The organism is Pseudomonas salicis, assembly GCF_057128705.1.
In genome coordinates, this window is the sequence record NZ_JBSKHU010000007.1 from 218,526 (window position 1) to 241,863 (window position 23,338).

At 60.2% G+C, this 23,338-nt stretch carries 23 protein-coding genes; 13 read left to right on the forward strand and 10 right to left on the reverse strand.

Annotated features, from left to right (window positions below; translation table 11 throughout):
- Positions 1–27: 27 nt before the first annotated feature.
- The 4 genes from otnC to ACWKWE_RS24950 form a co-directional block, all read right to left on the reverse strand.
- Positions 28–678, reverse strand: coding sequence for a 3-oxo-tetronate 4-phosphate decarboxylase (gene otnC, locus ACWKWE_RS24935; RefSeq protein ID WP_483852003.1), 651 nt, complete (start codon positions 676–678; stop codon positions 28–30).
- The gene (gene otnK / locus ACWKWE_RS24940; protein ID WP_483852004.1) at positions 675–1,967 is read right to left on the reverse strand and encodes a 3-oxo-tetronate kinase; all 1,293 of its coding nucleotides are present in this window, start codon (positions 1,965–1,967) and stop codon (positions 675–677) included. Before otnK ends, otnC begins: the two co-directional genes overlap by 4 nt.
- Before the next feature lie 10 nt (positions 1,968–1,977).
- Positions 1,978–2,883: an L-threonate dehydrogenase gene (gene ltnD / locus ACWKWE_RS24945; protein ID WP_401150296.1), complete on the reverse strand. Its 906-nt coding sequence runs from the start codon at positions 2,881–2,883 to the stop codon at positions 1,978–1,980.
- 295 nt (positions 2,884–3,178) lie between these two features.
- The gene (locus ACWKWE_RS24950) at positions 3,179–3,997 is read right to left on the reverse strand and encodes a DeoR/GlpR family DNA-binding transcription regulator (protein WP_483852005.1); all 819 of its coding nucleotides are present in this window, start codon (positions 3,995–3,997) and stop codon (positions 3,179–3,181) included.
- Between the two features lie 226 nt (positions 3,998–4,223).
- Here ACWKWE_RS24950 and ACWKWE_RS24955 point away from each other — a divergent pair, with 226 nt between their 5' ends.
- From ACWKWE_RS24955 to ACWKWE_RS24965, 3 genes are all read left to right on the forward strand, one after another.
- Positions 4,224–5,063 (forward strand): EamA family transporter, encoded by an 840-nt coding sequence (locus ACWKWE_RS24955; RefSeq protein ID WP_483852006.1) that lies wholly within the window; start codon positions 4,224–4,226, stop codon positions 5,061–5,063.
- Positions 5,064–5,076: 13 nt separating this feature from the next.
- On the forward strand, positions 5,077–5,463 hold the full coding sequence (locus ACWKWE_RS24960) for an MAPEG family protein (protein WP_166595711.1): 387 nt from the start codon (positions 5,077–5,079) through the stop codon (positions 5,461–5,463).
- A 135-nt stretch (positions 5,464–5,598) separates the two neighbouring features.
- Complete coding sequence (locus ACWKWE_RS24965) at positions 5,599–6,024, forward strand: c-type cytochrome (RefSeq protein ID WP_444860669.1); 426 nt, start codon at positions 5,599–5,601, stop codon at positions 6,022–6,024.
- Positions 6,025–6,210: 186 nt separating this feature from the next.
- On the opposite strand, the gene ACWKWE_RS24970 is transcribed toward ACWKWE_RS24965, so the two are convergent.
- Positions 6,211–6,627: a DUF1090 domain-containing protein gene (locus tag ACWKWE_RS24970; RefSeq protein ID WP_166595709.1), complete on the reverse strand. Its 417-nt coding sequence runs from the start codon at positions 6,625–6,627 to the stop codon at positions 6,211–6,213.
- A gap of 57 nt (positions 6,628–6,684) precedes the next feature.
- Positions 6,685–8,370: an NAD-dependent DNA ligase LigB gene (ligB, locus tag ACWKWE_RS24975; RefSeq protein ID WP_483852007.1), complete on the reverse strand. Its 1,686-nt coding sequence runs from the start codon at positions 8,368–8,370 to the stop codon at positions 6,685–6,687.
- Between the two features lie 193 nt (positions 8,371–8,563).
- Here ligB and ACWKWE_RS24980 point away from each other — a divergent pair, with 193 nt between their 5' ends.
- Positions 8,564–9,184, forward strand: a complete 621-nt coding sequence (locus ACWKWE_RS24980) for a LysE family translocator (protein WP_483852008.1) — start codon at positions 8,564–8,566, stop codon at positions 9,182–9,184.
- Between the two features lie 79 nt (positions 9,185–9,263).
- On the opposite strand, the gene metK is transcribed toward ACWKWE_RS24980, so the two are convergent.
- Both metK and ACWKWE_RS24990 read right to left on the reverse strand, forming a co-directional pair.
- Positions 9,264–10,454, reverse strand: coding sequence for a methionine adenosyltransferase (metK, locus tag ACWKWE_RS24985; protein WP_341961421.1), 1,191 nt, complete (start codon positions 10,452–10,454; stop codon positions 9,264–9,266).
- Between the two features lie 20 nt (positions 10,455–10,474).
- The gene (locus ACWKWE_RS24990; protein ID WP_483852009.1) at positions 10,475–11,470 is read right to left on the reverse strand and encodes an ArsR/SmtB family transcription factor; all 996 of its coding nucleotides are present in this window, start codon (positions 11,468–11,470) and stop codon (positions 10,475–10,477) included.
- Positions 11,471–11,728: 258 nt separating this feature from the next.
- Here ACWKWE_RS24990 and tkt point away from each other — a divergent pair, with 258 nt between their 5' ends.
- The 9 genes from tkt to ACWKWE_RS25035 all read left to right on the forward strand — a co-directional run bounded on the left by tkt (position 11,729) and on the right by ACWKWE_RS25035 (position 21,615).
- Complete coding sequence (gene tkt, locus ACWKWE_RS24995; RefSeq protein WP_166595704.1) at positions 11,729–13,726, forward strand: transketolase; 1,998 nt, start codon at positions 11,729–11,731, stop codon at positions 13,724–13,726.
- Between the two features lie 144 nt (positions 13,727–13,870).
- Positions 13,871–14,920: an erythrose-4-phosphate dehydrogenase gene (gene epd, locus ACWKWE_RS25000; protein WP_166595703.1), complete on the forward strand. Its 1,050-nt coding sequence runs from the start codon at positions 13,871–13,873 to the stop codon at positions 14,918–14,920.
- A 16-nt stretch (positions 14,921–14,936) separates the two neighbouring features.
- A complete protein-coding gene (locus tag ACWKWE_RS25005; RefSeq protein ID WP_483852010.1) occupies positions 14,937–16,100 on the forward strand; it encodes a phosphoglycerate kinase in 1,164 nt (387 codons plus the stop codon).
- A 28-nt stretch (positions 16,101–16,128) separates the two neighbouring features.
- Positions 16,129–16,356, forward strand: a complete 228-nt coding sequence (locus tag ACWKWE_RS25010; protein WP_166595701.1) for a putative periplasmic lipoprotein — start codon at positions 16,129–16,131, stop codon at positions 16,354–16,356.
- A 99-nt stretch (positions 16,357–16,455) separates the two neighbouring features.
- Positions 16,456–16,779, forward strand: coding sequence for an MliC family protein (locus tag ACWKWE_RS25015; RefSeq protein ID WP_483852011.1), 324 nt, complete (start codon positions 16,456–16,458; stop codon positions 16,777–16,779).
- Between the two features lie 124 nt (positions 16,780–16,903).
- Entirely contained in the window at positions 16,904–17,968 is a 1,065-nt protein-coding gene (fba, locus tag ACWKWE_RS25020; RefSeq protein WP_093468420.1) for a class II fructose-bisphosphate aldolase, read from the forward strand.
- 314 nt (positions 17,969–18,282) lie between these two features.
- Positions 18,283–19,302 carry a PdxA family dehydrogenase gene (locus ACWKWE_RS25025; protein WP_166595699.1) on the forward strand — a complete coding sequence of 340 codons (1,020 nt, stop codon included), beginning with the start codon at positions 18,283–18,285 and terminating at the stop codon, positions 19,300–19,302.
- A 74-nt stretch (positions 19,303–19,376) separates the two neighbouring features.
- Positions 19,377–20,255 (forward strand): alpha/beta fold hydrolase, encoded by an 879-nt coding sequence (locus ACWKWE_RS25030; RefSeq protein ID WP_483852012.1) that lies wholly within the window; start codon positions 19,377–19,379, stop codon positions 20,253–20,255.
- Positions 20,256–20,346: 91 nt separating this feature from the next.
- A complete protein-coding gene (locus tag ACWKWE_RS25035; protein ID WP_483852013.1) occupies positions 20,347–21,615 on the forward strand; it encodes an MFS transporter in 1,269 nt (422 codons plus the stop codon).
- A gap of 80 nt (positions 21,616–21,695) precedes the next feature.
- On the opposite strand, the gene ACWKWE_RS25040 is transcribed toward ACWKWE_RS25035, so the two are convergent.
- Together ACWKWE_RS25040 and ACWKWE_RS25045 are read right to left on the reverse strand one after the other, a co-directional pair.
- The gene (locus ACWKWE_RS25040; protein WP_483852014.1) at positions 21,696–22,172 is read right to left on the reverse strand and encodes a thioesterase family protein; all 477 of its coding nucleotides are present in this window, start codon (positions 22,170–22,172) and stop codon (positions 21,696–21,698) included.
- Between the two features lie 165 nt (positions 22,173–22,337).
- Positions 22,338–23,303, reverse strand: coding sequence for an L-carnitine dehydrogenase (locus ACWKWE_RS25045; RefSeq protein ID WP_483852015.1), 966 nt, complete (start codon positions 23,301–23,303; stop codon positions 22,338–22,340).
- Positions 23,304–23,338 lie beyond the last annotated feature (35 nt).

Here is a 23,338-nt window from a genome sequence, read left to right on the forward strand (position 1 = left end):
CAGTCTCCGATCAAAACGCTGAGTGGATTACCAGGTCACGCCAAAGGTCTGGCGCAGTTCTTCCAGAGCCGTTGCGTCCAGCGGCTCGGGTTTGGGGTTGCTCATCAGCCACAGCCTTGCGGTCTCTTCCAGTTCTTCCAGGGCGTAGGCCGCCTTGGCAACGGAGCTTTCCCAGACCACCGGGCCCAGCCGTTCAAGCATGACGCCGCGCACGCTGTTCGCCAGTTTTGCCACCTGTTCGGCGACTTTTGGCGAGCCGGGGCGCTCGTAGGCAATCAAGGGAATGTGCCCGACCTTCATCACCTGATACGGCGTGATCGGTGGCAGGATGTCGTTCGGCTGCCAGACGCCCGCAAGGGTCAATGCCACCAGATGCGTGGAGTGGGTGTGCACCACGCCGCCAACACCCGGATTGCGGTCGTAGACTTCGCGATGCAGCATCAGCGTCTTGGACGGTTTGTCGCCCGACACCCATTCACCGGCCAGGTTGACCTTGGCAATGGCCGTCGGATCGAGGCGACCGAGGCACGCGTCGGTCGGGGTGATCAGCCAGCCATCTTCCAGACGCGCACTGATGTTGCCCGCGCTGCCCACGGTGTAACCGCGACCGAACAGCAGACGACCGATGTCGCAGATTTCGTCGCGCAGTTTGTTTTCTGCGCTCCCTTGGCTGTTCATTGGGCACCCCCTGCCAACTGCTTCAGGGCTTTGTCAAAGAAGTCACGGCCGCCGAAGTTGCCGGATTTCAATGCCAGTGCCAGCGGTTGATCGCCGCTGCTGATGGTCGCCGGAACGCCCGGATCGATCTGCGCGCCGATTTTCAGCAGGCTCACGCCCAAGGCCTGAACCACCGCGCCTGAGGTTTCGCCACCTGCAACGACGAAGCGCTTCACGCCCGCGTCCAGCAGGCCTTTGGCGATCTTGCCCAGTGCATCCTCAACCATCGCGCCTGCGCGCTCGACACCCAGTTTTTGCTGCACGGCTTTGACTTCTTCCGGGCTGCTGGTGGCGTAGATCAGAACGGTTTGACCGGCATCACGGGCGAAGGCCAAGGCGTCTTCAACCACCGGTTTGCCGTCGGCCAGCGCCAGTGGGTCGATACGCAGGGCAGGGCGTTTGGCGTCCAGCCACGCTGCCACCTGGCCATTGGTCGCGACCGAAGCGCTCCCGGCGAGGACCACTTCGCCACCTTCGACTTGCTCCAACTGGGCCGCGTCGATGTCGCGCAGTTTGCCCGCTTTACGGAAGTTGCCCGGCAAGCCCAGCGCCAGACCCGAGCCACCGGTCAGCAGCGGCAGGTCGGCACAGGCTTCGCCAAGGGTGTACAGGTCGGCATCAGACAGCGCGTCGGCAATCGCCATGGTTACGCCATCGGCACGCAGCTCGGCGATGCGCGCCCGCACGCCTTCCACGCCCTTGGCGATGCTGTCGTAGCGCAGTAGCCCGACTTTTTTCTCGGTCTGCGACTGCAGCACGCGCACCAGGTTGGCGTCGGTCATCGGCGTCAGCGGGTGGTTCTGCATGCCGCATTCGTTGAGCAGTTGGTCCTGCACGAACAGGTGGCCACGGAAAATGGTCCGGCCGTTTTCCGGGAAGGCCGGGCAGGCGAGGGTGAAGTCGCTGTCCAGTGCCTTGAGCAAGGCTTCGCTGACTTGGCCAATGTTGCCTTTGGCGGTCGAATCGAAGGTGGAGCAGTACTTGAAGAAAATCTGCTCGCAACCGCGATCACGCAGCCATTGCAGTGCTTCGAGGGATTCCTCGACCGCTTCGGCAGCGGGTGTGGTGCGGGACTTCAGCGCGATGACGATGGCGTCAGCGTCCAGCTCAGACAGGCTGTCGGCGCTCGGAATCCCGATGCTTTGCACGGTGCGCATACCGCCACGAACCAGCATGTTCGCAAGGTCAGTGGCGCCGGTGAAGTCGTCGGCAATGCAGCCCAGCAGAGGGCGCGGAGTCGTGGTGCTCATGGGCGGTTCCTCAGTCGTTGGCGGCTTTGGCGACAGGCAGGGTGATGCCCGGGAAGATTTTGATCACGGCGGAATCGTCTTCGCGGCCAAAGCCTGCGGTCGAGGCCTGCATGAACATCTGGTGCGCGGTGGACGACAGCGGCAGCGGGAATTTGCTGGCGCGGGCGGTATCCAGCACGAGGCCCAGGTCCTTGACGAAGATGTCCACCGCCGACAGCGGCGTGTAATCGGCCTTGAGGATGTGTGGCACGCGGTTCTCGAACATCCACGAGTTACCGGCGCTGTTAGTGATCACTTCGTACAGCGCATCAGCGTCGACACCTTCGCGCAGGCCAAGCGCCATGGCTTCGGCGCTCGCAGCGATGTGTACGCCGGCCAGCAACTGGTTGATGATTTTGACTTTCGAACCCAGGCCGTGAACGTCGCCCAGGCGATAGACCTTGCCCGCCATGCCGTTGAGGATAGCGTCGGCTTTGGCGTAGGAGTCGGCGGGGCCGCTGGTCATCATGGTCATCTGACCGGCAGCGGCCTTGGCAGCGCCGCCCGAGATCGGCGCATCGAGGTACAGCAGACCTTTTTCGGTCAGGCGCTGGCCCAGCTCGATGGCGAAGGTCGGGGCGACAGTGGCGCAACCGATGACCAGGCTGCCGGGCTTCAGCGCAGCCACGGCGCCGTTCTCACCGAACAGCACGGTTTCAGTCTGCTCGGCGTTGACCACAACGGTCACGATCACATCGCAGAGCGCGGCCATGGCAGCAGGAGAATCACAGGCAACGCCGCCTTCGCTGGCGAATTGCTCCGTCACGGCAGCGCGGACGTCGCAGGCATGAACATTGAAACCGCTGCGCAGCAGGGAGCGGGCGATGCCCAGACCCATCGCACCCAGTCCAACGACGCCGACATTCTTGTTATTCATGAAGCTCTCCTCGGGTTGAGCGCCATCGTTGCGTCAGGCACTCGAACGGTGTTTGTTCTGATCTGTTAAAGATAGTGAACCCGTGAGCGGATAATGTGAAGTGATTTTTTGATTTAACAAATCTTAACATTGCTCGTTTTTTGATCAGACACAAAAAAGCCTCGGGGTTAGCCGAGGCTTTGCTATGTCGAGTGTAGGAGTGAGCTTGCTCGCGATTGCGGCGGATCTGTGACGCCTGCTGTGGCTGCTGCTAAACAATCGCGAGCAAGCTCACTCCTACAGAGTCTATCGTCGCTCAGCGCTTCTCCACCGACGCCAACATCAACTCCACCCCCTGCGCCCGAATGCTGTCAGCCGCTGCCTGCGCCAACCCGTCATCGCTGATGATTGCGTCGAACTGCTCCAGTCCCGCGACCTTGTACGTGCCGAACGTGCCGTATTTCGAGCTGGTGGTGAGCAGCACGCTACGAGAGGCGGCCTGCATCGCCGCCTGTTTGACTTCGACTTTCAACGCCGAGGGGGTGGTGGTGCCCCGTTGCAAATCCCAGGAGCTGGTGGACATGAAGGCGACGTCCGTCGCGAGTTGGCGCAACGTCGCCGCAGCCAGGCCGCCGACGCAGGAGCGGTTTGGGTGATCGAGTTGGCCGCCGGTGTGAATCACTGCCACGTGGGTCGCGTCGGCCAATGCATTCACCACGCCGAAGTCGTTGGTGACGACGGTCATCCCCGACAGCGCGACGATGTACGGCACGATTTCCAGCGTGCTGGTGCCCGCGTCCAGGTAAACCGTCATTTCCGGGTGCAGCAATCCGGACGCAAGTTTCGCCATTGCCTGTTTGTGCGGCAGCTCGACCACGGCTTTCGATTGGTGACTTGGCTCGCTGTGCACCTGGCTGGCGATGCGCACGCCGCCCGTTACAGAATAAGCTCGCCCGCTCTGTTCCAGCAGGGCGATGTCTCGGCGGATGGTCATGTGCGAGCAGTCGAACATCTCCATCAGTTGATGCACGCTCAGCACTTGGTGCTTACGCAACTGACGCAGCATCAACTCCCTGCGCTGGTCGGGAATCATGGGCGCTGCACCACTGACGGTGGTGTCTTCTTCGCTGGACATTCAGGCTCCTGAGGATCGGCTTACCGCGACGGTGGCAGGCATCTTAGCCAATCGTTCGGGTTGTGGCAGCAGCGAGAAACACAGGCACCCCCAAATGAGGCGGATGTCTTCTGTCATGAGAAATCCCTTATCCTCAACCGCCACGGGGCTTTGGCGGCTATCGATGACTGCGTTGCCCGGAAGAAAAATCGCTCGGCGCTTTCGCCAGGGCGGATAAGGAGAACACGTGCTCGCGACAATGCTGGTCCTGCTCGCAGCGGTGCTGCATGCCACTTGGAACACCCTCATCAAATTCAGCGGCGAGCGCCTGCTGGTCATCGCCAGCATGGACGTGGTCGCGTTCGGTCTGTCCCTGATTGCATTGGGTTTCGTGTCGCCGCCTCCGCCGCACATCTGGCCGTGGCTGGTGGCGTCGGCGTTGTTCGAGCTGCTGTATCGCGCGCTGCTGATCAAAGCCTATCGGGTCGGCGACCTTGGACTGGTGTATCCCCTGATGCGCGGATTGTCGCCTTTGGTGGTACTGGCGCTGACGCTGATCTTCGCGGGAGAGCATCTGAGCATTCAGCAGATTCTCGGGATTCTGCTGATCCCGTGCGGCATGGCCTGCTTGTTGTGGCAGGGCGGAGGAGGCGACCGTTTGCCATGGTCGATGCTGCCGGTGGTAGGGCTGATCGGGCTGTGCATCGGTTTCTACACGTGGATCGACGGTCAGGCGCTTAAGCGGGGTGTCGCGCCGCTGGATTATCTGGTGTGGCTGACGTTTATCAGCGCGTGGCCCTTCCCGTTGCTGGCGGTGGTCAACAAGCGTCCGGCCTTCATGCTGTTCTGGCGCGAGCAATGGAAACTCGGCTTGAGCGTCGGTTTTTGCGTGTTGGCCAGCTATGCCCTGGTGTTGTGGGCGATGCAGTTGGGCTCGGTCGCTGAGGCCGCCGCGTTGCGCGAAGTCAGCGTGGTATTGGTGGTGCTGTTCGGCATGCGCTATCTGAAAGAACCTTTTGGCCGGCCACGGCTCTTAGCCTGTGGGTTGGTGCTGCTTGGAATGCTTCTGATGAAGCTCAAATTTTAAAAGGAAGATGTTCATGACCGTTGCCTTCTGGTGCGTGTTGATCGTGATTTTGCTGCCGCTGGTGTGTACGTCCATTGCCAAGTTCAGTGGCGGAAAATTCGGCGCTCGGCAAAACCACAACCCACGGGACTTTCTCGACAATCTCGAAGGCCTGCCGCGCCGTGCCCACGCCGCACAGCAGAACAGCTTCGAAGCGATTCCAGGGTTCGCCGCAGGGGTTCTTATTGCCCACGTCGCGGGTGTCGCGCAGTTGGTGACCATTGATGTACTCGCGGTGCTCTTCGTTACCAGCCGTCTGCTGTACATCATTTTTTACCTCGCTGATCTCGCGGCCCTGCGTTCGCTCGCGTGGTTCATTGGCTTGGCTTTGGTGGTCGCGCTGTTCGGGGTTTCCGTTTGACGGACACCCATCTTGGATTTTTCATGGCGGACGCAGATACTGGCCGCCATTTTTCAGCCCAGAGCCGCCATGAAATCGAAGAGCGTTGCCGTGGAAAAACCGTGTGTACCCCCGACCCTGAAAGCCGTTGGCCTGATGCTGATGGTGGGCGTGATGCTCAGCGCGTGTAGCGGGGAAGATCCGAATTCGCCGCTGTCGCAACGCAAGGCGATTTTCAAGCAGATGCTCAAGACCAGCGAAGACACTGGCGGAATGTTACGTGGCCGCTTGCCGTTCGATGGACCTAAATTCGCCGAAGGCGCGCTGAAGCTCGATGCCCTGGCGCACGAGCCGTGGAAGCATTTTCCGGCAGTGAAAGAGTCCGAGCACACCAGTGCGAAAGATGCGGTCTGGGAACGCCAGGCGCGTTTTCAAGAGCTTGCCCGGGCGCTGGAGGCCCGGACCGGGGAGTTGGTAATTGCCACTCAAACCCTTCAACTGACCCCTGCAAACATGATCCCGCCGATGAACAACGTCGAGGACGCGTGCGACGCTTGTCATAAAGAGTTTCGCAATCACTGATGCTGAGCCTGCTTCTGGCCGCAGGCCGTAGGAGCCAGCTTGCTCGCGATCTGCCGGGAACCGGCAGTAAAACCTGCAAATGCGGTGTACCTGACCCAGCCGAGGTCGTTTGATCTTGCTGGCGCTGCGCACCAGATCGCGAGCAAGCTGGCTCCTACGGCCTGCGGCCAGAATCAAATGCGGTTTTTAGTCGTCTTCATCCGGCTGCAACTGCTCAAGCTTCTGCTGTTCGTCCTGCAATTCTTTGCGCGACTCAGCCAGTTTGTCTTTGCGCTTGTTGATCTTGTCGGGGTCTCCTTTTTTCATGGCCTTGTCGAGATCGGCCTGGCGGGTGCCGACTTCGCGCTTGGCGTCGAGCACTTTCTTTTCCTGTTCCTTGAGCAAGCCTGCGTCGGTGCAGTTGGCGGTCACCTCACTCAAGGCCTTTTCAAGTCCGGCCGTTTGATAACTGTTGCCAGCAGCCTTGGCGTGTTCAATCTGAGTGCTAATGTCTTGGCGTTTGGCCGCGCAGCCGGTCAGTGCGGGTGCCTGTTCTGCGGCGAACACAGGCGCGGCCAACAGACCGCATGCCGCGAACGCAATAAGAGATGACTGAAACTTCATGACGAATCCTCAAAATAAAGACCCGGCCAGTCGACACGGCTGACCGGGACACAATGCCTAAAATCCCTTGATACCTTGCTCCCGCAATTGCGTGCTTAATGCTTGCACCTGCGGGTCTTGGAAAAATGCATACAACTGCTTCGCACGAGCTGGGCCAATGCCCGGCTCGGACTGCCACTGATCGACGCTGCGAATCGCTAGCGTGTCCCACGAATCACCCAAATCCGCCCCTGCGGCGGGGGGTAAACTGATCGCTTTGAGCCAAGTTTCGAAGGATTGTTCGCGCGCGGCGTCAAAACTCTTCAATAGTTTAGCGCTGCTCAGCTCACCAAGGCCGGGAATGTTCGACATTAGTGCACTGTCCAGGTGCATCCAGTCCAGCAAGCCTTTCACCAGGTCGGCTTCGATCAGCTTGTCCCATGTGCCAGGTCCTACGCCCTTGAGCGCCAAACCCTTCTTGCCGCCTAGCCATTTCAGACGTTCGCGGAACTGGCTTTCGCACCCCTCAGTGGGCTGCCAGCAACTCAGCGCGTGAAACGCTTTTGCGTCTGGAACCTCCATGGACGCCCGTTCCGCGCTGCGTGAAACCACCCCGTCCAATCGGGGAATGGTCAATCCGGCCAAGCTGATCGCCACTTGATCACCCGGACGAATGTCCAGAGTTTGCCAGCGTTTAAGGGAGCCAACATTGATCCGGGACACGGTTCGGTCATCCAGTCGCACCGGTTCGATGTCCAGCACTGGCGTGATTTTGCCACTGCGACCGATGTTGAAATGAACCTTGCGCACATCGCCCAGCACCTGCGCGAATGGGTATTTCCACGCTGCGAGCCAGTAAGGCGTCTTGGCCTGCCAGCGATCCGCCGAGGGACGCTCACCCTGGCGCAGCACCACGCCGTCGGTCGCGAACGGCAGTGGGTGGGTGTACCAGTGCTCACGCCATTGCTTCGCCTGCGCGAAGGTTTCCAAGGGCTCGCTGAACCGGGCGCTGTCGTCGAATCCCAGCGTCTTTAGGCCTTCCAGCCGCTCCTTCATGTCGCGGGGCCCCCTCGGCCAGTCCCAGACGAACAGTCCGATCTGCGCACCCTCGACCTCATCAATGCGGTTTCTCGCCAGCAACCCTGCCACCTGGCTTCGCGCGTTCAGGCTTCCGGCTTCAGCCTGCACATGCTCTGAGAGGCGCCAATACAGCTCGCCTTGCAGCACCAGGCTTTCCTTTTCCGCAACGTGAGCGGGAATGCTTGAGATCTTCAAGGCGTGGGCCGTCCAGTCTTGCCCTTTGATTCCGTCGCCTCGGCTGATGGCTTGAACCAGCTTGCCATTCTCATAAACGAGGGTGACTGCGACCCCGTCCACTTTGGGCTGAATCCACAGATCGCTTTTTCCTTTGAGCCATTGCTCCACCGCTCGCTCATCTGCCAGTTTGGCGATGCCGGTGTGGGGCACGGGATGAAGGAGTTCACCTCTTGCTGTCTTGAGGGGATTTTGAGCAGGTCGGGACGAGGGCGCGAAGCAAGCCTTCAGCTGCCAAAGGCGTTGTACGGACTGGTCGTACAGCTCGTCGGCGACTAACGAGATGCCTTGGCGATGATAGCTGTCGTCCCACTGTGTGATTTGATTTTGCAGTGTTGACAGCTCCCGCTCGGCCCGAGCAGGAGGCCAGTCGGGGCAGCTTTGCGCATGGGCGAGGTTGAAACAGAGAACAGCCCATACACCTGCGACAACGCGTTGGGAGAGCAGCATCGAAGCATCCTTGCCGGGAAGTGAGACCCGCAAGGCTAGGGTTTGAAACGTTGCTGTTCTCCTGCGCAGCCGTTACCGGATTTGTCCGCCACCCGTACAGTCGAGGCCCTTTTCGCGCCATAGCTGTCCCTTGAGCGGATTTGGGACGAGTGCAAAATGATGTTTCAACCAGCGCCCAATAAGGACAACCATCATGGAGCTGTCGACCCTCGCCGTTTTTATCCCTGCCTGCTTCGCCCTGAACATGGCCCCCGGCCCTAACAACCTCCTGTCGATCAGCAACGCCTCGCGCTACGGATTCGTTCGCGCGTGCACGGGAGGCTTGGGCCGATTGCTGGGCTTCGCGATCATGATCGCGTTCGCTGGGGTTGGCTTGACTGCGGTCCTGCACACCTCGGAATGGCTGTTCCACGCGATCAAGATTCTTGGCGCGGCGTACCTGTTCTACCTCGCCGTTCAGCTGTGGCGTGCGCCGGCGGATTCCCATGTGGATGAAGGAGTGGTGGACGTCGGATCGAGCCGGCTGGCACGTCAGGAATTTCTGGTGGCGATGGGCAACCCCAAGGCGATCCTGCTGTTCACCGCATTTCTGCCCCAGTTTGTCGACCATTCCGCCCCCATCGGTGGCCAATTCGCACAACTGGGCGCGATGTTTCTGGCACTGGAATGCATTGCCATCGGCCTGTACTGCTACATGGGCATTCATGCGCGTCGGCTGTTCGCCAGACCGAGCGGCAAGCGCTTGTTCAACCGCACGTGCGCGGGGTTGTTGGCGGGCGCGGCGTCGTTTCTGTTAGTGGCGCGGCGGGGGTGATGAGTGAGTAAACGAAAAAGCCCCTGACGACTTACATCGTCAGGGGCTTTTCTTGAACGCGCTGTACAGCTAACGCGTATTACAGACCGGCAGCAGCGCGCAGGGCGTCGGCGCGGTCGGTTTTTTCCCAAGTGAACGTGGTGAAGGTGTCTTCGCCCACGGTCTTGGTTTGCGGCGTGCGGCCGAAGTGGCCGTAGGCTGCGGTTTCCTGGTACATCGGGTGCAGCAGGTCGAGCATCTTGGTGATTGCGTACGGACGCAGGTCGAAGTGCTCGCGGACCAGTTGGACGATCTTGTCGTCGCTGATTTTGCCGGTGCCGAAGGTGTTCAGCGAGATTGATGTAGGCTGTGCGACGCCGATGGCGTAGGACACTTGAATCTCGCAACGCTCGGCCAGGCCAGCCGCGACGATGTTTTTCGCCACGTAACGACCGGCGTAGGCTGCCGAGCGGTCGACCTTGGACGGGTCTTTGCCGGAGAACGCGCCGCCGCCGTGACGGGCCATGCCGCCGTAGCTGTCGACAATGATCTTGCGACCGGTCAGACCGCAGTCGCCGACCGGGCCGCCGATGATGAACTGACCCGTCGGATTGATGTGGAACTGGGTGTCTTTGTGCAGCAGGTTGGCTGGCAGCACATGCTTGACGATCAGCTCCATCACGCCTTCACGCAGGTCGGCGTAGGAGACTTCCGGGTTGTGCTGGGTCGACAGCACGATGGCGTCGATACCAACCACGATGCCGTTTTCGTAGCGGCAAGTGACCTGGGATTTGGCATCCGGGCGCAGCCATGGCAGCAGGCCGGATTTGCGCGCTTCAGCCTGGCGCTTGACCAGTTGGTGCGAGAACGCGATAGGCGCAGGCATCAGTTCTGCGGTTTCGTTGCTGGCGTAGCCGAACATCAGGCCTTGGTCGCCCGCGCCCTGATCTTCAGGCTTGGCGCGGTCCACGCCCTGGTTGATGTCAGGGGATTGCTTGCCGATGATGTTCATCACGCTGCAAGTGGCGCCGTCGAAACCGACGTTGGAGCTGGTGTAGCCGATGCCGCTGATCACGTCACGAACGATCTGTTCCAGATCGACCCACGCGCTGGTGGTGACTTCACCGGCGACGATGGCAACGCCGGTCTTGACCAGGGTTTCCACAGCAACGCGTGCGTGTTTGTCCTGGGCAATGATAGCGTCCAGCACCGCATCGGAGATCTGGTCGGCGATTTTGTCCGGATGCCCTTCGGACACGGACTCGGAGGTGAAAAGGGAGTATTCGCTCATCTCGACGATTTTCCTGAGTGTTACCGATGGTGAGTGTTGCCAGATGGCCGCTGAAAGTGGCGGACCTGAATCTGGAAACCATTACGTAAACCTACATACAGACTTTCTCCGGGGACCAGCCCCGCAGCGATGGCCCAACGGGCCAGGTCTTCCTGTTCGAACCCCAACCACAGATCGCCACAGGCCTCCCTGGCCCAGCTCTGGTCGTGGCTGCACAACTCTGTGATCAGCAGGCTTGCGCCCGGTTTCAACAGGTTGGCCAGTTGTTTCAATGCTTCGGCCGGTGCCGCGAAATGATGAAGCACCATATTCAAGACGACGCAGTCACCGAAAACATTAGCGTCCGACAACGCATCGGCCAGCTTCAGCTCGACGTTGTGCAGCGCCTTCTGCTCACAGATGTTACGCGCCAGATCAAGCATGGCCGAGCTGTTGTCCAGCCCCGTGACATGCCGAAAACGCTGCGCCAGATCCGGCAGAAAACCGCCGTCACCGGGGCCGACTTCCACTGCCGTGGCGTCAGGCGCGAAGCTGAGTTTGTCCAGCAGCGACAACAGGCTGTCGCGGTACTGAGGCAGTCCTGCGATCAGGTCCTGCTGGGCACGAAATTTTTCCGCAGTGCGTGCGAAAAAGTCCTGACTGGCGGTGGCGCGCTGGCGATGAACCAGACCGATGCGGGCCTGAACGTCTTCCGGCAGGGCGAGACCGTCGATCTCTTCAAGCAGCGCTGCGTGCAGCTTGCCGCCCACCTGTTCGGTGTGGGGCAGGGCGCGGCGGTAGAAGATCGCGTTGCCTTCGCGACGGGTAGCCACCAGATCGGCCTGGGCCAATACTTTCAAGTGATGGCTCATGCCCGACTGACCCATGGCGAAAATCTGCGCCAACTCCAGCACACCAAAGGAATCGTTGGACAGCGCGCGCAGCACATTGAGCCGCAGCGGATCGCCACCGGCCTTGCACAAGGCAGCCAGTTCGTCGCTTTGATCGTGGTCAAGGGCAGGCGCGTGGAGATTCATAGGGTTGGCAGTCTAGTTATCGACTAGGTCCGCTGCAAGACCAATATCAAAAAGTTTTGATATTGGTGACGAGTGTCAGACGTTGAGCGCCGCGATTACGCCGTTTCAAGGCGCAAGCCGCGCATGGTTGGACGAAAAACGCCTGCAACTCAGGAAAAACGCGCATCAGGCCGCATCTGTCATTGCCCCGAAGCAGTGCCTGAGGGAAAATGGCCGCCTTTTTCAGATCCCACTTCTTTCTGCCCCAGGAGATCAGCGATGCCAAGCCGTCGTGAGCGTGCCAATGCCATTCGTGCACTCAGCATGGATGCCGTGCAAAAGGCCAACAGCGGCCACCCAGGTGCCCCGATGGGCATGGCGGATATCGCTGAAGTCCTTTGGCGCGATTATCTGAAGCACAACCCGAGCAACCCGTCGTTCGCTGACCGTGACCGGTTCATCCTGTCCAACGGCCACGGCTCGATGCTGATCTACTCGCTGCTGCACCTGACCGGATACGACCTGTCGATTGAAGACCTGAAAAACTTCCGTCAACTGCACAGCCGTACCCCGGGTCACCCTGAATTCGGTTACACCCCAGGCGTAGAGACCACCACCGGCCCGCTGGGTCAGGGTTTCGCCAACGCTGTCGGTTTCGCTGTCGCGGAAAAGACCCTGGCGGCCCAGTTCAACCGTCCTGGCCACAATATCGTTGACCACCACACCTACGTGTTCATGGGTGATGGCTGCATGATGGAAGGCATTTCCCACGAAGTCGCTTCGTTGGCGGGCACGCTGCAACTGAACAAGCTGATCGCCTTCTACGACGACAACGGCATCTCCATCGACGGTGAAGTCGAAGGCTGGTTCACCGATGACACGCCGAAGCGCTTCGAGTCCTACGGCTGGCTGGTGATCCGCAACGTCGACGGCCATGACGCCGACGAAATCAAGACCGCCATCGATACCGCTCGCAAGAGCGACAAGCCGACCCTGATCTGCTGCAAGACCACCATCGGTTTCGGTTCGCCGAACAAGCAGGGCAAGGAAGAGTGCCACGGCGCGCCACTGGGCAACGACGAAATCGCCCTGACTCGTGCAGCGCTGAAATGGACCCACGGTCCGTTCGAAATCCCGGCCGACATCTACAAAGAGTGGAACGCCAAGGAAAAAGGCCTGGCGACCGAAGCCGAGTGGGACCAGCGTTTCGCGGCCTATTCCGCTGCATTCCCGACCGAAGCCAACGAGCTGATCCGTCGCATGAGCGGCGAGCTGCCGGCTGACTTCGCTGAGAAATCGGCGGCTTATGTCGCTGAAGTCAACGCCAAAGGCGAGACCATCGCCAGCCGTAAAGCCAGCCAGAACGCCCTGAGCGCCCTAGGCCCGCTGTTGCCAGAGTTCCTCGGCGGCTCGGCTGACCTGGCCGGTTCCAACCTGACCATCTGGAAAGGCTGCAAATCGATCACTGGTGAAGACGCCAGCGGCAACTACCTGCACTACGGTGTGCGTGAGTTCGGCATGGGCGCGATCATGAACGGTATCGCCCTGCACGGCGGCTTCGTGCCGTACGGCGCGACCTTCCTGATCTTCATGGAATACGCCCGCAACGCGGTGCGCATGGCTTCGCTGATGAAGCAACGCACGATCTACGTGTTTACCCACGACTCCATCGGTCTGGGCGAAGACGGCCCGACGCACCAGCCGATCGAGCAACTGACCAGCCTGCGCACCACGCCGAACCTGGACACCTGGCGTCCAGCCGACGCCGTGGAATCGGCGGTGGCCTGGAAGCACGCCATCGAGCGTAGCGACGGTCCTTCGGCGCTGATCTTCTCCCGTCAGAACCTGCCTCACCAGGCACGTGATGCGCTGCAACTGGAGAACATCAACCGTGGCGGTTACGTGCTGCGCGACTGCAACGGCGAGCCGGACCTGATCCTGATCGCCACCGGTTCGGAAATCGGTCTGGCCGTTCAGGCATTCGACAAGCTGACCGCCGACGGCAAAAACGTGCGCGTTGTCTCGATGCCATGCACCAGCGTTTTCGAATCCCAGGACGCTCTATACAAGCAGTCGGTCCTGCCGCTGGAAGTCAGTGCGCGTATCGCCATCGAAGCCGCTCACGCGGACTACTGGTACAAGTACGTCGGTCTGGAAGGCCGCGTGATCGGCATGACCACCTTCGGTGAGTCGGCGCCTGCGAACCTGCTGTTCGAAGAGTTCGGCTTCACGCTGGAGAACGTCATCAGCACGGCTGAAGAGCTGCTGGAAGACTAAGAAGCCTGCGCAATCACTGTAGGAGTGAGCTTGCTCGCGATAGCGGTTTGTCGGTGATGAATTCGTCGACAGATGTACCGCAATCGCGAGCAAGCTCACTCCTACAGGTTCTCTAAACATCACCAAATATTTGAGAACCCCCCCATGCCTCAGTCACGCCCTTATAAAGTCGCCCTCAATGGTTACGGTCGGATCGGCCGCTGCGTGCTGCGCGCGCTGTGCGAGCGAGGTGCGAAGGCGGGCTTTGAAGTGGTGGCGATCAACGACCTGGCCGACATGGCCAGTCTCGAATACCTCACGCGCTTTGATTCCACACACGGCCGGTTTCCCGGCGAAGTGCGGGTCGAAGGCGATTATCTGCACATCAACGATCACGTCATCAAAGTGTTCCGCAGCGCGACGCCGGAAGGCATCGACTGGAACGAGCTGGACGTCGATCTGGTGCTCGAATGCTCGGGCGTCTACAACAGCCGAGCTGATGGCGAACGTTTTCTGTCCGCCCGCGCGCCGCGTGTCCTGTTCTCGCAGCCGATGGCCAGCGAGGCCGATGTCGATGCGACGATCGTCTACGGCATCAATCAGGAAACGCTGACCGGCGACGAGTTGCTGGTGTCCGCAGCCTCCTGCACCACCAACTGCAGCGTGCCGTTGCTGGACCTGCTGAACCGCGAGCTGGGCCTGGAATACGTCACCATCACCACGATTCACTCGGCCATGAACGACCAACCCGTGATTGACGCCTATCATCATGAGGATTTGCGTCGCACGCGCTCGGCCTTCCAGTCGATCATTCCGGTGTCCACTGGTCTGGCGCGGGGCATTGAGCGGCTGCTTCCGGAACTTGCCGGCCGAATTCAGGCCAAAGCAGTTCGTGTGCCGACGGTGAACGTCTCTTGCCTGGACATCACGTTGCAGGTGGCACGTGACACCGACGCGGTCGAGATCAACCGCATTTTGCGTGCGGCCGCCACCAGCGGCCCGCTCAAAGGTTTGCTGGCTTACACCGAATTGCCGCACGCCAGTTGTGATTTCAACCATGACCCTCATTCGGCCATCATCGATGCCAGCCAGACACGGGTCTCCGGCCCGCGACTGGTCAACGTCCTGGCGTGGTTCGACAACGAATGGGGTTTTGCCAACCGAATGCTGGATGTCGCTGATCACTATCTGCGCAGTATCCATAAACAACAGTAAAAACAGGGAACGCCTCATGACCGTGTTGAAGATGACCGACCTCGATCTGCAAGGTAAGCGTGTACTGATCCGCGAAGACCTCAACGTTCCGGTCAAGGACGGTGTCGTCACCAGCGACGCACGCATTCTTGCTTCGCTGCCGACCATCAAACTGGCGCTGGAGAAAGGCGCAGCCGTCATGGTTTGCTCGCACTTGGGTCGTCCGACCGAAGGTGAATTCTCCGCCGAAAACAGCCTCAAGCCCGTTGCCGATTATCTGAGCAAGGCCCTGGGCCGCGACGTGCCGCTGGTGGCTGATTACCTGGACGGCGTCAGCGTCCAGGCCGGCGACATCGTGCTGTTCGAAAACGTGCGCTTCAACAAGGGCGAGAAGAAAAACGCCGACGAGTTGGCGCAGAAGTACGCAGCCCTCTGCGACGTCTTCGTGATGGACGCCTTCGGCACCGCTCACCGCGCTGAAGGCTCGACCCACGGCGTCGCCAAATTCGCCAAAGTCGCTGCGGCCGGTCCTTTGCTGGCCGCCGAACTGGACGCGCTGGGCAAGGCGCTGGGCAACCCGGCCAAGCCGATGGCGGCCATCGTCGCTGGCTCCAAGGTTTCGACCAAGCTGGACGTGCTCAACAGCCTGAGCGAGAAGTGCGATCAACTGATCGTCGGTGGCGGCATCGCCAACACCTTCCTGGCCGCAGCCGGTCACAAGGTGGGTAAATCGCTGTACGAACCGGACCTGCTGGACACCGCCAAAGCCATTGCGGCCAAGGTCAGCGTGCCATTGCCGGTGGATGTAGTGGTTGCCAAAGAGTTCTCGGACAAAGCCGAAGCGACCGTGAAGTTGATCGCCGACGTGGCCGACGACGACATGATCCTCGACATTGGCCCGAAAACTGCCGCCCAATTCGCCGACTTGTTGAAATCTTCCAAGACTATTCTGTGGAACGGCCCGGTGGGCGTGTTCGAGTTCGACCAGTTCGGTGAAGGCACCAAGACGTTGGCCAAAGCGATTGCCGACAGTTCGGCGTTCTCCATCGCAGGTGGCGGCGATACGCTGGCGGCCATCGACAAATACGGTGTGAAGGACGACATCTCTTATATTTCCACCGGTGGCGGCGCGTTCCTCGAATTCGTCGAGGGCAAGGTCCTGCCAGCCGTGGAAATTCTGGAACAACGCGCCAAGGCCTGAATTCCAGGCTGAGGTGAAGGGGAGTGAGATGGTCAAGCCATTACCGCTGTTGATCATGGCGGGTTTGCTGGTCGGCTGCGCGAGCAAGCCCGAAGCCCAGACGGCGCTGAACGCGGCGCCGGAACAGCTTCAGGTCAGTTGCTACCAAGCGGGCTGGCAGGCGGAAACCGTGCCGATCGTGTATAAGCGCGGCGGTCCTGAGGTCTGGGAAAAGTACGAGTTCATGCCCGCTGTAGGGCCGGTAGCCTGTCGCTGAATCTGAACTGACAGCGAACAGAAACATCAGAAACAGAACTGCCCCTGGGTATCGGAACGTTGATGGAAGTCGCGTCCCGCAGGGGTTCCAGGAGTGGTAATGAAAGGCTTGATTGCCCTTGCGACACTGATGCTGCTGGGCGGTTGCGCCAGCATGAAGGCTTCTGAACCCGCTACGCCCTGGACCCATTGGGTTTGTGACAGCAAAGCGGAGATTTACTGGCGCTACGCTGACCCTGCGAAGAAAGAGGTCGATGTGCGTTTGAACCAGAGTGAGCAGGTGTTCCGTTTGCAGGCCGCGCCCGGTGCTTCGGGTGCGCTGTACAGCAACGGGGTCCTGGCGTTCGACAACAAAGGTAGCGATGGCCTGGTCTATTGGGACGCTACCAACGATTTGATCGGTCGGGGCTGTACAGCGCTTTGATGCGCTAAGTGGTTCGACCGATGCAACACCGGGCGGTGATCAGCAGTAACGCCCCTATAATTTGAATAGCCGCCGTTACGGCAGGCACACGCGATTAACGACCCTACCGGGAGAGAGACAGACAATGGCACTTATCAGCATGCGCCAGATGTTGGACCACGCCGCCGAATTCGGCTACGGCGTTCCAGCCTTCAACGTGAACAACCTGGAACAGATGCGCGCCATTATGGAAGCGGCCGACAAGACCGATTCCCCGGTGATCGTTCAGGCCTCGGCCGGCGCGCGTAAATACGCAGGCGCCCCGTTCCTGCGTCACCTGATCCTGGCGGCAATCGAAGAATTCCCGCACATCCCGGTGGTCATGCACCAGGACCACGGCACCAGCCCTGCCATCTGCCAGCGTTCGATCCAACTGGGCTTCAGCTCGGTCATGATGGACGGCTCCCTGCGCGAAGACGGCAAGAGCCCGGCCGACTACGAGTACAACGTCCGCGTCACCCAGGAAACCGTCGCCATGGCTCACGCCTGCGGCGTTTCCGTTGAAGGTGAGCTGGGTGTTCTCGGTTCGCTGGAAACCGGCATGGCCGGTGAAGAAGACGGCGTTGGCGCCGAAGGTCAACTGGATCACAGCCAGATGCTGACCGACCCGGAAGAAGCCGCGGACTTTGTGAAGAAGACTCAGGTTGACGCCCTGGCCATCGCCATCGGCACCAGCCACGGCGCGTACAAGTTCACCAAACCGCCAACCGGCGATATCCTGGCGATCGAGCGCATTAAAGAGATTCACAAGCGCATTCCGAACACTCACCTGGTGATGCACGGTTCGTCGTCCGTTCCTCAGGAATGGCTGAAAATCATCAACGAGTTCGGCGGCGACATCAAAGAAACCTATGGTGTGCCGGTCGAAGAAATCGTTGAAGGCATCAAGCACGGCGTGCGCAAGGTCAACATCGACACCGACCTGCGTCTGGCGTCCACGGGTGCCATCCGCGAGTTCATGGCCAAGAACCCGAGCGAGTTCGACCCGCGTAAATACCTGGCGAAAACCGTTTCGGCCATGCGCGACGTCTGCATCGCCCGTTACGAAGCGTTCGGTACCGCTGGCAACGCCTCCAAGATCAAACCGATCTCCCTGGAGAAGATGTTCGAGCGTTATGCCAAAGGCGAGCTGAACGCCAAGGTCAACTGATCATTATTTGATCGGTCATCGACACGAAGAAGCCCGCAGCGATGCGGGCTTTTTTGTGGCTGGGTTTTGTCGGGCGCGCATCGATTCAAACTGTGGGAGCGAATTTATTCGCGAAGGGGTAGTACATCCACTGCATATCCGTCGTCTGTATCGGCCGATCGCGAATGAATTCGCTCCCACAGGTGAAGGGCACGGCAGCGTTCTGAAACCACACTCCGTGAATCGCCCTGCCACGGTTTGCACGTTGTTGGGGGACAGGGCAGGTCTAGGATGAGGATCACTACAAAAACAAAACCGAACCGGAGAAACACCTGATGAAGCCTCTGATTGGACTTATGCTCGGTGATGTCACAGGCATCGGCCCTGAGCTGGTGGTGAAGCTGCTCTCGACTCCCCTGGCGCGTGAACGGGCTGACGTGGTGATCATCGGTGACGAACGTGTCCTGCAATTGGGGATGCATGACGCAGGCTTGACCATCCCTTACACCGTTATCTCGACCCTCAGCGACGCCGATCACAGCGGCGAAGCCATTCCCTTGCTGGACTTGCACAACGTTGACCCTTCGTTGTTCGAACGCGGCCAGGTCAACGCCGAATCCGGTCGCCTGACCGGCGAAACCCTCAAAGTGATGACCGATCTTGCACTGGCTGGCGAACTCGACGGCATTTGTTTCGCGCCGCTCAACAAGGCAGGCCTGCATCGCGGCGGCTGGAATTACCACGATGAACATCAGATGTTCGCGGCCTGGACCGATCATGTTGGCTACTTCGGCGAAGTGAACATCATCCCGCAGTTTTCCACGTTCCGCGTCACGTCCCATGTCGCGCTGCGCAAAGCGGTCGATATGGTCCAGCCGGATCGCATCGAAGGCGCACTGCAACTGGCTCACGACACCTTGAAAGCGCTCGGTAATCCAGCGCCGCGCATCGGCGTTGCCGCGCTCAATCCGCACAACGGCGAGAACGGCCTGTTTGGCGATGAAGAGATCACGATCATCCGCCCGACCCTCGAAAAACTGCGTGCCAAAGGCTTGGCCAGCGAAGGCCCGTTCCCGTCTGACACTGTGTTCATCAAGGCCCGCAACGGGGACTTCGACGCGGTGGTGATCATGTACCACGACCAAGGCCAGATCGCGACCAAGCTGCTCGGCTTCTCCCAAGGCGTGACCCTGACCGGCGGATTGAAAACGGTCTACGCAACCCCCGCTCACGGCGTGGCCTACGACATCGTCGGCACCGGCAAGGCGGACGTGGGGGCTATGGCTGCGGCTTTCCGCGTCGCCACCGACAACGCGGCTGCCCGCAAACTCAAGCGCGAGGTGGCCACCGCATAAGGACAGGGAATTCACCCGGTTGGTAAAGGACGTTCGTACTCAAGAATAAAACCGATAAGAAAGAGGCTGGCGATATGTTCGAGAATTTCACCAAGACCACCGTCAAAACCAGCGGCGCCGAGATCGTCACCGTCGTCGGCGGCGAAGGACCACCCCTGTTGCTGATGCACGGCAACCCGTTCAATCACCTGTCCTGGCACAAGATCGCGCCGCGTCTGGCCAAGGATTTCACCGTTGTCTGCACCGATTTGCGCGGCTATGGCGACAGCTCCAAACCCGAAGGCGGTGGCGACCATTCGGCTTATTCGTTCCGCTCCATGGCGCAGGATCAGGTCGAAGTCATGCACTCGCTGGGCTTCGAACAGTTCAACGCCGCCGGGCATGATCGCGGCGCGCGTGTGCTGCATCGCATGTGCCTCGATCACCCTGAAAAAGTGCTCAAAGCGGGGTTTGTCGACATGCTGCCGCAGCATCATTTGCTCAATAACGTTACCCGCCAATGGGGCAAGTTCTCCTGGCACTGGTTCTTCATGGCGCAGGATTACCCGACCCCGGAAACCATGATGAACGCCGACCCCGAGTTCTTCATCCTGCGCAAACTCTCGAAAACCGCGCAGGGCACCGCTTTTTTCGGTCCTGAGGCACTGGCCGATTACATCCGCTGTATCAAGAACCCGGCCACCACCCACGCCATGTGCGAAGACTACCGGGCCACATTCGGCATCGATCTGGACATGGACACGGCGGACTTCGACGCAGGCCGCAAGGTGCAAACCCCGTCGCTGATCGTGTGGGGCGAAAAAGGCGGCGTCGGCCGCAATCACAACGCCGCCGAAGTCTGGGGCCGTTACGCGACCAATATCGTGCAGACGGCCACCGTGCCCTCAGGGCATTACCTGCAGGAAGAGTGCCCCGACGAGACCTACGAGGTGTTGCAGGGCTTCTTCAAGTAAGTCGCAGTTGTCAGCAGTAGCGACGCGAGCGGTCTGACCCAACCCGGGAAGGCCGCTCGTTCCACGATAAAGATAAGAACAGGTGGAAAAAATGTTACCGACTCATGCGCAAAAGCGCAGGGCGACACTGACCTTCGTGTTGCTTTGCGTCATGGCTTTCATCATGTATGTCGACCGCACCAACCTGGCGGTCGCCGCCCCCACCATCAGTAAAGAGCTGGGTTTCAGCAACACCAACCTCGGCATGATGTTCTCGGCCTTTGCGGTGGCCTACAGCTGCTTCATGATCCCCGGCGGCTGGCTCAGTGACCGCATCGGCTCACGCAAAGCGATGTTGTTGTACGGCGTGATCTGGTCGGTGGCGACGATTGCGACCGGCCTGGTCAGCGGGCTGGTCGTGCTGGTCATTGCCCGATTCGTGGTCGGTATTGGCGAGGCGCCGATCTACCCGACTGCCGCACGGATGATCGCGCGGGCCATTCCCATCACCCAGCGCGGCACGGCCCAAGGCGTGATGCATGCGTCAGGACGACTGGCCAATGCGCTGGCGCCGTTGATCGTGACTTTCCTGATCCTGCAGTTCTCGTGGCGTATGGCATTCATCATTCTGGGTGTGCTGACGCTGATCTACATGTTTGTCATGTACTTCATTCTCGGCGAGTCGAAGAAACAGGTCGAAGCCGTGGTCATGGAGCCGGTTCGTGCACCGACGCCGGTGCATTGGCCGACGATGTTGCGCAAAGTCTGGCCGGCTGCAGCGACCTGTTTCTGTCACGGCTGGGTGTTGTGGTTTTTTCTGAACTGGATTCCATCGTTTTTCACGCAGCGCTACGGGATGGATCTGTCGAAGACCGCGCTGTTTTCCACCTTCGTATTGCTGGGCGGGACGGTTGGTACGGCAGTGGGCGGAATGCTCTCGGATTGGCGGTTCAAGGTGACCGGCAACAAGCTGCGCTCGCGTCGTGATCTGATCATCTTTGGCTTTCTTGCGTCGATCATCGGGCTGATTCCACTGATGTTCACGCAAAACATCTACATCTGTGCGGCAGGCCTGAGCTTTTCGTTCTTCTGCTCGGAGCTGGCGGACTCGCCGTTGTGGGTGATCGGGACGGAGGTCTCTCACGAGCATTCGGCCACCTCCAGCGCGTGCACTTTCTTCGGCATGGCCGTGGCAGGGGCGGTGTCGCCGGTGGTGATCGGCTGGTTGCTGGACGTGACAGGCACCAACTGGATGGCGGCGTTCTCGGCGTCCATCGTCGTGGTGTTGCTGGGACCGGTGCTGGCGATGTTCATCAAGCTGGACGATGAACCGGCTGTCAGCGCCGTTTCACCGCCGACCGGGAAACGGGTGGTGGCATAGATCGTTCATGGCCGTACGGCTCGTAAGCGGAAGCGATTTCACCCATGCCACCGCCGGCGAGCCGCACGGCCACAGGCACATCAGCGTTTCGGTAGCCCGATCACTCGACCGACATACGTCGGAGCCGGTTGGTCGTGCTGCGCTTCACTGAGCAAGCGCAATGCTTCCAGCGATTGCTCACTGAACGGCGCCGATTTGGGACCTGCTGCGAGGTCCACATGCAGCAACATCTGATCGCTGGCCGCCAGTTCTTCGTCGCCCCCCGCTTTGTAGAGGCTGTGATAGAGCTGCACGCGTTTGAGGTCATGAGCAACGATCTGCGTACGCACCTCGACTTCTTCGCCGAGTTTCACTTCGTGCAGGTAGTTGATGTGGGCTTCCAGGGTGAACAGCGAGTTGCCGCTGGCAGCCCGGTCGTCGCTGGCCAAGCCGATACGGTCCATGAACGCGTCGGTGGCGTAGCTGAAGATCAGCAGATAGAACGCATCGCGAAGATGGCCGTTGTAGTCCACCCAATCCTGGAGGATCGGGGTTTTGTGGGTGATCAAAGCGGGCATGGCAAACATCCAGAAAGGTCACAGAGTGGCGGGCTAGCGCGGTCCCCTGTAGGAGCGAATTCATTCACGAGAGGCCGATACACCCGACGCAGATCCATCGTTTGTACCACCGCATCGCGAATAGATTCGCTCCCACAGGTTGCGCGTTATTCAATCAGGCGCTGATCAGTCCTCAAACGCCATCCCGTGCTTGGCCTTGGTGGCTTTCACTGCTTCCAGCACCGCCAGCAGGCAGTCATCGCGATAACGCTCCAGCGCCGAGATGCTGTGCGTGCCGAGCTGATCGCTGGTGCCATCGACCACATCGTCGATCAGCTTGTCGGTCAGCTCAGGCGCTGGCAGGTACGTCCACGGCAGTTGAAGGGCCGGACCAAACTGCGCCATGAAATGCCGCATGCCCGCATCCCCGCCTGCCAGGGTGTAAGTCAGGAACGTGCCCATGAACGACCACCGCAGCCCGGCGCCAAAGCGGATCGCATCGTCGATCTCACCCGTGGTCGCCACGCCATCGTTGACTAAGTGCAGCGCCTCACGCCACAGCGCTTCGAGCAGACGGTCGGCGATGAAGCCCGGCACTTCCTTGCGCACATGCAGCGGGCGCATGCCAAGGGATTCGTACACTTTGATCGCCGCCTGAACGGCTTCGGGTGCGGTGTTCTTGCCGCCGACGACCTCGACCAACGGCAGCAGGTAAACCGGGTTGAACGGGTGACCCACCACGCAGCGCTCAGGGTGGGTCGCGCTTTCGTAGAATTCCGACGGCAGCAGACCCGAGGTGCTGGAGCCGATGATCGCGTCGGGCTTGGCTGCGGCGCTGATCTTGCTGTGCAAATCGAGCTTCAGGTCCAGACGCTCCGGGGCGCTTTCCTGAATGAAATCGGCATCGCGCACGCATTCTTCGATGGTCGCGACGAACTTCAGGCGATCTTGAGAGGCGCCAGCGGCCAGGCCTTTCTGCTCCAGCGCAGGCCAAGCGTTGGCGACGCGTTTGCGCAGGGCGGCTTCGGCACCCGGTGCCGGGTCCCAAGCGACGACGTCCAGGCCGTGGGCAAGGGCGCGGGCAACCCAACCGCTGCCAATGACACCGCTACCCAGCGCGGCGAAGGTTTTGATTTCGGTGATGAAGGTCATGGTGATGTCCTGACAAGAATTCTGTGGTCGATGCG

Bases quoted from the DNA above. Each gene is read 5' to 3' on its own strand.
- otnC (WP_483852003.1), bottom strand. From the start codon at position 678: ATGAACAGCCAAGGGAGCGCAGAAAACAAACTGCGCGACGAAATCTGC.
- otnK (WP_483852004.1), bottom strand. From the start codon at position 1,967: ATGAGCACCACGACTCCGCGCCCTCTGCTGGGCTGCATTGCCGACGAC.
- ltnD (WP_401150296.1), bottom strand. From the start codon at position 2,883: ATGAATAACAAGAATGTCGGCGTCGTTGGACTGGGTGCGATGGGTCTG.
- ACWKWE_RS24950 (WP_483852005.1), bottom strand. From the start codon at position 3,997: ATGTCCAGCGAAGAAGACACCACCGTCAGTGGTGCAGCGCCCATGATT.
- ACWKWE_RS24960 (WP_166595711.1), top strand. From the start codon at position 5,077: ATGACCGTTGCCTTCTGGTGCGTGTTGATCGTGATTTTGCTGCCGCTG.
- ACWKWE_RS24965 (WP_444860669.1), top strand. From the start codon at position 5,599: ATGCTGATGGTGGGCGTGATGCTCAGCGCGTGTAGCGGGGAAGATCCG.
- ACWKWE_RS24970 (WP_166595709.1), bottom strand. From the start codon at position 6,627: ATGAAGTTTCAGTCATCTCTTATTGCGTTCGCGGCATGCGGTCTGTTG.
- ligB (WP_483852007.1), bottom strand. From the start codon at position 8,370: ATGCTGCTCTCCCAACGCGTTGTCGCAGGTGTATGGGCTGTTCTCTGT.
- ACWKWE_RS24980 (WP_483852008.1), top strand. From the start codon at position 8,564: ATGGAGCTGTCGACCCTCGCCGTTTTTATCCCTGCCTGCTTCGCCCTG.
- metK (WP_341961421.1), bottom strand. From the start codon at position 10,454: ATGAGCGAATACTCCCTTTTCACCTCCGAGTCCGTGTCCGAAGGGCAT.
- ACWKWE_RS24990 (WP_483852009.1), bottom strand. From the start codon at position 11,470: ATGAATCTCCACGCGCCTGCCCTTGACCACGATCAAAGCGACGAACTG.
- tkt (WP_166595704.1), top strand. From the start codon at position 11,729: ATGCCAAGCCGTCGTGAGCGTGCCAATGCCATTCGTGCACTCAGCATG.
- epd (WP_166595703.1), top strand. From the start codon at position 13,871: ATGCCTCAGTCACGCCCTTATAAAGTCGCCCTCAATGGTTACGGTCGG.
- ACWKWE_RS25005 (WP_483852010.1), top strand. From the start codon at position 14,937: ATGACCGTGTTGAAGATGACCGACCTCGATCTGCAAGGTAAGCGTGTA.
- ACWKWE_RS25010 (WP_166595701.1), top strand. From the start codon at position 16,129: ATGGTCAAGCCATTACCGCTGTTGATCATGGCGGGTTTGCTGGTCGGC.
- ACWKWE_RS25015 (WP_483852011.1), top strand. From the start codon at position 16,456: ATGAAAGGCTTGATTGCCCTTGCGACACTGATGCTGCTGGGCGGTTGC.
- fba (WP_093468420.1), top strand. From the start codon at position 16,904: ATGGCACTTATCAGCATGCGCCAGATGTTGGACCACGCCGCCGAATTC.
- ACWKWE_RS25025 (WP_166595699.1), top strand. From the start codon at position 18,283: ATGAAGCCTCTGATTGGACTTATGCTCGGTGATGTCACAGGCATCGGC.
- ACWKWE_RS25030 (WP_483852012.1), top strand. From the start codon at position 19,377: ATGTTCGAGAATTTCACCAAGACCACCGTCAAAACCAGCGGCGCCGAG.
- ACWKWE_RS25035 (WP_483852013.1), top strand. From the start codon at position 20,347: ATGTTACCGACTCATGCGCAAAAGCGCAGGGCGACACTGACCTTCGTG.
- ACWKWE_RS25040 (WP_483852014.1), bottom strand. From the start codon at position 22,172: ATGCCCGCTTTGATCACCCACAAAACCCCGATCCTCCAGGATTGGGTG.
- ACWKWE_RS25045 (WP_483852015.1), bottom strand. From the start codon at position 23,303: ATGACCTTCATCACCGAAATCAAAACCTTCGCCGCGCTGGGTAGCGGT.